Here is a 6,436-nt window from a genome sequence, read left to right as displayed (position 1 = left end):
AGCGTTAGATTTATTGGGAGTTTCCCTGATTTGTACCCAGTAACGGGGCGGCGGAAATTCTCTTAATCCCTTCTACAGCACAGGTTATGGCCTTTTGTCAACGGGGAAGTCCAGCTATTGAGTGCCAATAAGTAGGGAGACGCAATTGTTTGTAGGATAGGTTAGCGGTAGCGTAACCCATGCAGGCCGAGTGCCGATTACAATAACGATAGACTCCTATTATCTCTTTTAGCCAATTGTGGGGAGAAGGCGAGGGGAAAACTCGCCTATTTTCAGGGTTTATTGACCTTCCCGACCGATTTGACGCTCGATAGTTTCGATAGCGGCATTTAATCCCGCTAGACGGGTTTCGAGGTCGTCGCGCATCCATTTGAGGAATGTTAATTTACGCTCTTGACATTCTTGGCGGGAAGTGCTGCCACAAGTGTTGAAGAAAAAGGGAAACATAGATCTAAGGGGTCTGCTATAACTCTACGTCTCCTATCTTGACGAAAATTTTCAAAAAAGTCTAACCGTTAAGTCGCCATAATAACCAGAGACCTAAACCAAAACCGAAAAAGTTAGGCAGCCAGGCAGCTAGGAAGGGGGAGAGGGTGGCGGTTAGTCCCAAGCTGCCGACAAGGAAGTTTAAAAGATAATAGAGGAAAACAATGGCGACACTGAGACCGAAACTGGTTCCCCGACTGATTCTTTGCGGTAGAGAACCCAAGGCACAGCCGATGGTAGCAAAGACGATACAGACAAAGGGAAAGGCGATTTTTTGCTGGATTCGCACTTGAAAAAACCTGACTCTTTTCTCATCGCCACTGAGTTTGAGCAGTTGCACATATTCGATCGCCTGTGGTATGTTCATCTCGTAGGGATCGCGGCTTTGACGAGCAAAATCGAAAGCAGAGCGAGATAAAGCGATTTTTTCGGTTTTAAAGGGGATAACTTGGCTATAGGAGGCATTAGGGGGGGTTAATTCATAGATAATGCCGTTAAAAAAGTCCCAGACGTTATCGACGGCATTCCAACGGGCCGAATCGGCGATAATAATTTGATTTAATTCTTCTTTTAGCCAACGGATAACGGTGACAGTTTTCATTTTTTCGCCGTCAAATCGTTCGGCATAAAATAAACTTCTTAAATTGCGATTAATCGTACCATTTTCTAGGGTTTTTATTTCATAATCTGGATAATAAAAGTCTTTATTTTTCCAAAAATTTGCTTCTTTATTAATTTTCTGCACTAAAATTTCTGTGGCTCGATAATTAGCATTAGGAACCACATATTCGTTTAATAAAAATGTCACCACTGTAACTATTAAACTCAGGCAGAAAGTGGGTATAAAAAGACGGTAAAGAGTGACTCCACAGCTTTGCAGGGCAACGGTTTCGCTATCACTACTTAAACGTCCGTAGGTGATTAAAGTGGCCAGTAAAAGAGAAACCGGCAGGGAATAAGTAACAAATTCTGGCACTTTTAACAGGAGAATTTCTAGGGCCGAGACAAGGGGTAGATTAGCATCAACTACCTGATTAGCTAAATCGGAAAGATTGCCGATCGCTACTCCCAAAGAGGCAAATAAACCAACACTAAATAAAAATGGGGGTAGTAGTTGGCTGATCAGATAGCGATCAATGAGGGCAATACCTCCATTTACCCAGTAAGAAATCTTTTTCTTAATCATTGATTTTGGTTAACTCACTCCTCTTTCATCCCATTTCCTAACCCGCAGCCGTCTTGCCTATCCCTTCGGTTAGCCTATCATATTTTGTCTTTGACGAAAAACACCGCCAGAAGTTGTATGATTGCGGTGAGAGTGGACAGAAGTAAGGATTTGGGTAAGTGTAGATAATTTTTCTGTTCCTATTCCCCGATCATCCCCAGGTGAATTATGCTGCTAAACTGGCAAACTTTTACTATTCATAAACGAGTACCTTTAACGATTAGTCGCGGCACTACCAGCGAAAATACTAATATCTGGCTGCAAATTAGCGAGGAAAATATCGAAGGGTGGGGAGAGGCATCCCCTTTTGATATTACCAGCGAGGAGAAAAAACCCGCTAAAATCCTGCAAGAATTAAACTCGATCGCGCCTCTTTTACAATCTTTTCATCCCTGTCAACGCCAAGAAATTGAGAAAATTTTATGGCAAAATCAGATATCTTCGGCTACTCGTGCCGCTATTGATACGGCACTGCACGACTGGTTAGGCAAAAAAGCTAATTTACCTCTCTGGCAAATTTTTGGACTCGATCGCTCTTTAATTCCGCCGGTTTCTGTTACTATCGGTTTAAATTCTCCAGAAAATGTGGGGAAGAGGGTGTTAGATTGGCTAGAAATTGGCGATTTTAGCTTATTAAAGGTCAAATTAGGCTCACCGGACGGGATAGAAGCCGATCGAGCTATAATTCTGGCTATTAAAGAAATTGTCCCCCATTTGCCCCTAACTGTCGATGCTAATGGTGGTTGGAGATTTAGCGATGCGGTGAAAATGTGCCAATGGTTAAAGGAAAAAGGCGTTATTTATGTGGAACAACCCCTATCCGTCGGACAAGAACGAGATTTAATTGATTTATACCAAAAATCGCCCCTACCTATCTTCGTCGATGAAAGCTGTTTTTCTAGTCAAGATATCCCGAAACTGGCCGATCGAGTCCACGGCATTAATATTAAACTAATGAAAGCCGGTGGATTAGCAGAAGTGCAGAGAATGATTCATGTTGCCCAAGCTTGCCGACTGCAAATTATGTTCGGATGTTACTCTGATAGCAGTTTAGCCAATACTGCCCTAGCACATCTTGGCCCGCTTGTCAACTATCTTGACCTAGATAGTCATTTAAATTTACGCGATGATCCCTTTACGGGTTTAAGCTTGGAAAAGGGACGTTTACAACCAAATAATTTGCCCGGTTTGGGTGTTAGTTTACGGACAAAAGATGACTAATTATTTGACTCCTGACAAGAAAGTAGCGATTCTTCTCCACGAAGGAATCAAAGGAACTCGCGGCAAAACTGGGTTAAGTTATCTGCGTTACGGAAAAGCGCAGGTAGTGGCGATTATTGACGCAGAAAGCGCCGGCAGTACCTTAAAAGAAGTGGCCGGAATCGATCGCCCCTTGCCGATTGTTGCTAATGTTAGGGAAGCTCTAACCTATCATCCCGATACCCTGTTAATTGGCATCGCACCCTCAGGAGGCATTTTACCACCCCATTGGCTAGAAGAAATCAAAGAGGCGGTAAATACAGGGTTATCCCTCGTTAATGGACTCCATACACCCCTAAAACCCCTTTTTTCTCAGCTTAAACCGGATCAATGGATTTGGGATATCCGTCTGGAACCCCAAGACTTAAAAATTGGGCAAGCGCGGGCGAAAAATTTAACCTGTCAGCGTATTCTAACGGTAGGGACGGATATGAGTGTGGGCAAAATGTCCACTAGCATCGAATTACACCGATTTGCCCAAGAAAAAGGGCTAAAATCGCAATTTTTAGCCACTGGACAGGGGGGAATTATGATCGCGGGGAAAGGTGTACCCTTGGATGCGGTGCGCGTCGATTATGCTGCTGGTGCGATCGAGGCTTTGGTGTTAGAATCAGCAGAAAATAACGATATTCTGTTTATTGAGGGTCAAGGCTCCCTTTTACACCCCGGATCCACTGCTACCTTGCCCTTAATGCGTGGCAGTCAACCGACGGGGTTAATTCTCGTCCATCGCGCTGGACAAATTCATATCAAAGATTTACCCGATATTCCCATCCCTCCCCTAACGGAAGTGATTAAACTCTGCGAAATGACTGCCAGCGCTGGGGGAAGTTTCGGGGAGGTGAAGGTAAAGGGGATTAGTTTAAATACTTTTCATCTTAGTCCGCAGGCGGCAGTTAAAGCTATAGAAACTGTGCAGGAGGAAACGGGGTTATTTTGTACCGATGTTGTCCGTTTTGGTGCTCAAGGGTTATTATCAGTGATCAGTAATCAGTGAGCAGTGAGCAGTGATTAATTCAATCATAGTCAATGATAGGTGATGCGTTACGACTAAATCTGGATGTTGTCAAATTTTCTCTTGACAAAGGCGACTTGACATGATATTATATTCATAATGGAAAATCCGTGCGCCTACAAACCCTATTTTCCAAAGCATTTAAACTCTATCTTAATTCTACTTGCCAGATTTGGGACAACATAGTTTTATATTCTCCATAATCGTTTGAGTATGGGGATGATTTTCCCCTAATCCTTCTCTAAAAATATTAATCGCTTCTAGATGGAGAGGTTCCGCTTCTGTAAATGTGAAATGTAGGCAAGGTAGAGGTTTTGTGGCTTTTCTCCCGAAACAGGTGCAAGATTCTGAGAGAATCGTGCTTCAAAACCTTGCGTCTTCATGGTTCCGCGTCCTGTAGGGGTGAAGCATTCGGACAATAACTTATCGGTGAAACCGTAGATTTTCTATCCGAATGCTTCGCCCGTACTTTTTCAGCAAACTCTAACTAAGATTGGGAATATTTTGAAAATGCTTAATGTTAGCTGTAATCAGAGTATAATCGCAATAAATAGCAGTCGCAGCAATAAACAAATCAATCGGGGTAATGAGTTGTCCTTTTATTCTAAGATTAACGTATATTTGAGTAGCTATATCACTAATTTCACGATCATAACCAATTACTTAACTGACTTCTACAAGACGTTCAAATTGTTGTTGTTGATTTCGTGCATCTTTATACAATAAGCCACTTTTAATCTAGTAATAGGTAAAGATTGAAAACGATATATAAGTTTAGTGTTGTCGATAGATGCGGAATTGTTCAATTACTGCGGGATTGCCTCGTAAAAAATAAGAGAGGATATTGGTATCAAGTAATGCTTGTTTCATAAGTCATTTATCCGTCTTAAATCAAGTTGACGATTAGCTTCTGCTTCTTCGACAATCTCTTGCATAGTATTTTCTATATCTGCTGCCATACCAGCAAATTCCATAAAGTCAACGTCTGGATGTTTTGTTTTTATAGATTGGACAAAATGCAGGATTTCCGGCAGCAGAGAAATGGGAGTTGTTTCAATTTCTTTAATAAGTTGTTCTTTGAGTGTCATAGCTTTATCAGTTATCAGTTATCAGTGAGCAGTGGTTAATTCAATCATAGTCGATGATAGGTAATGGGTTACGAATAAATCTGGATGTTGTTAAATTTTCTCTTGACAAAGGCGACTTGACAGGATATTATATTCATAATGGTAAATCCGTGCGCCTACAGACCCTCTTTTCCAACGCTCTTAACTATGATTGGTTTATTCAATCAATCTTCATCTCTAATCCACTCTTAACTAGCTCCCTAGTCATAGTTCATCCCATAATCGCATCAATCATAGTTTAGACTCTTTACCTAATAAAGCAACGCACTAGCCACCGAGTGAGCATCCATAGCAAATAAAACGGCATCCATAGAATAACTATAGGAGTAACGATAATCCACTGCCACCAAGTTAAAGAAGTAGGTTTTTGCTGTTGTCGCAGCCTTTGTAAATTATTACGACAGGTTTTTGTATTAGGATGATTGTCTCCTAAGAGTCGTTTTAACAAATCTAATGCTTCTAGATAGAGAGGTTCCGCTTCTTCGTACCTGCCTTGGGAATAGTACAATCCTGCTAAATTGTTGAGGGAAGTTGCCACATCGGGATGATTGTCTCCTAAGAGTTGTTTTCTCAAATCTAAAGCTTCTAGATAGAGAGGTTCCGCTTCTGTGTATCTGCCTTGGGAATCGTACAATAGTGCTAAATTGTTGAGGGAAGTTGCCACATCGGGATGATTGTCTCCTAAGAGTCGTTTATACAAATCTAAAGCTTCTAGATGGAGAGGTTCCGCTTCTGTGTACCTGCCTTGGGAACGGTACAATTCTGCTAAATTGTTGAGGGATTGTGCCACATCGGGATGATTGTCTCCTAAGAGTCGTTTATACAAATCTAAAGCTTGTAGATAGAGAGGTTCTGCTTCTGTGTACCTGCCTTGGGATTGGTACAAGAGTGCTAAATTGTTGAGGGAAGTTGCCACATCGGGATGATTGTCTCCTAAGTGGGTTCGAGTTGCGGTTAAACAAGCTTGACAGTAGGGTTCAGCAATAGCATACAATCCTTGTCCATTATAATAACGAGCTAAACCCGTATAGGACCAACCTAAATCCTCATCAGCGATATATTGGGGATATTCCCCGACAGATGCTTGTAGATGGAGAAGGAAAGGTTTAAATTCTTCAACGATTTCTATAGTGGGATTCTGTGGCATTTCTGCCGATTTTTTGGCCATAATCCCACAATAACGGCGTTTTGCGGGTTCTGCGTGGGGTGATGCTTCTAACTTATCCCGAAAGTAGCGACGCAACAGGGGATGAATTTCATACCAACCATCACGATTATCCTGAACTAAACTCAGGTGAACTAAACTATCGGTTAACCATTCCT

At 41.9% G+C, this 6,436-nt stretch carries 6 protein-coding genes and 1 pseudogene; 2 read left to right on the top strand and 5 right to left on the bottom strand.

Annotated elements, in window-relative coordinates; all coding sequences use genetic code 11:
• Positions 1 to 279 precede the first annotated feature (279 nt).
• Complete coding sequence (locus tag EWV60_RS12065) at positions 280 to 447, bottom strand: hypothetical protein (RefSeq protein WP_002736451.1); 168 nt, start codon at positions 445 to 447, stop codon at positions 280 to 282.
• 61 nt (positions 448 to 508) lie between these two features.
• Positions 509 to 1,672: an LptF/LptG family permease gene (locus EWV60_RS12060; RefSeq protein WP_287232479.1), complete on the bottom strand. Its 1,164-nt coding sequence runs from the start codon at positions 1,670 to 1,672 to the stop codon at positions 509 to 511.
• Positions 1,673 to 1,879: 207 nt separating this feature from the next.
• Between EWV60_RS12060 and EWV60_RS12055 the strand changes: the two genes are divergently transcribed.
• Together EWV60_RS12055 and EWV60_RS12050 are read left to right on the top strand one after the other, a co-directional pair.
• A complete protein-coding gene (locus EWV60_RS12055; RefSeq protein ID WP_287232477.1) occupies positions 1,880 to 2,932 on the top strand; it encodes a dipeptide epimerase in 1,053 nt (350 codons plus the stop codon).
• Entirely contained in the window at positions 2,925 to 3,968 is a 1,044-nt protein-coding gene (locus EWV60_RS12050) for an N-acetyltransferase DgcN family protein (RefSeq protein ID WP_287232475.1), read from the top strand. The genes EWV60_RS12055 and EWV60_RS12050 overlap by 8 nt, the downstream gene beginning before the upstream one ends.
• A 177-nt stretch (positions 3,969 to 4,145) precedes the next feature.
• Here the strand turns inward: EWV60_RS12050 and EWV60_RS23240 are convergent.
• From EWV60_RS23240 to EWV60_RS12040, 3 genes and pseudogenes are all read right to left on the bottom strand, one after another.
• A pseudogene (locus tag EWV60_RS23240) lies at positions 4,146 to 4,274 on the bottom strand (tetratricopeptide repeat protein); the annotation flags it as partial.
• Positions 4,275 to 4,852: 578 nt separating this feature from the next.
• Positions 4,853 to 5,074 (bottom strand): hypothetical protein, encoded by a 222-nt coding sequence (locus EWV60_RS12045; protein WP_002775979.1) that lies wholly within the window; start codon positions 5,072 to 5,074, stop codon positions 4,853 to 4,855.
• 286 nt (positions 5,075 to 5,360) lie between these two features.
• Positions 5,361 to 6,436 (bottom strand): tetratricopeptide repeat protein (locus EWV60_RS12040; protein ID WP_287232473.1); only part of this gene is annotated, 1,076 nt, incomplete at its 5' end.

This window comes from Microcystis sp. Msp_OC_L_20101000_S702 (assembly GCF_007095705.1).
Lineage (GTDB): Bacteria > Cyanobacteriota > Cyanobacteriia > Cyanobacteriales > Microcystaceae > Microcystis > Microcystis ichthyoblabe_A.
Note: the sequence above shows the minus strand (reverse complement) of the source record. Positions and strands in the feature narration are given on the sequence as shown.

Excerpts from the sequence above, each read along its gene's own strand:
- EWV60_RS12065 (WP_002736451.1), bottom strand. The coding sequence starts at position 447 with ATGTTTCCCTTTTTCTTCAACACTTGTGGCAGCACTTCCCGCCAAGAA.
- EWV60_RS12060 (WP_287232479.1), bottom strand. The coding sequence starts at position 1,672 with ATGATTAAGAAAAAGATTTCTTACTGGGTAAATGGAGGTATTGCCCTC.
- EWV60_RS12055 (WP_287232477.1), top strand. The coding sequence starts at position 1,880 with ATGCTGCTAAACTGGCAAACTTTTACTATTCATAAACGAGTACCTTTA.
- EWV60_RS12050 (WP_287232475.1), top strand. The coding sequence starts at position 2,925 with ATGACTAATTATTTGACTCCTGACAAGAAAGTAGCGATTCTTCTCCAC.
- EWV60_RS12045 (WP_002775979.1), bottom strand. The coding sequence starts at position 5,074 with ATGACACTCAAAGAACAACTTATTAAAGAAATTGAAACAACTCCCATT.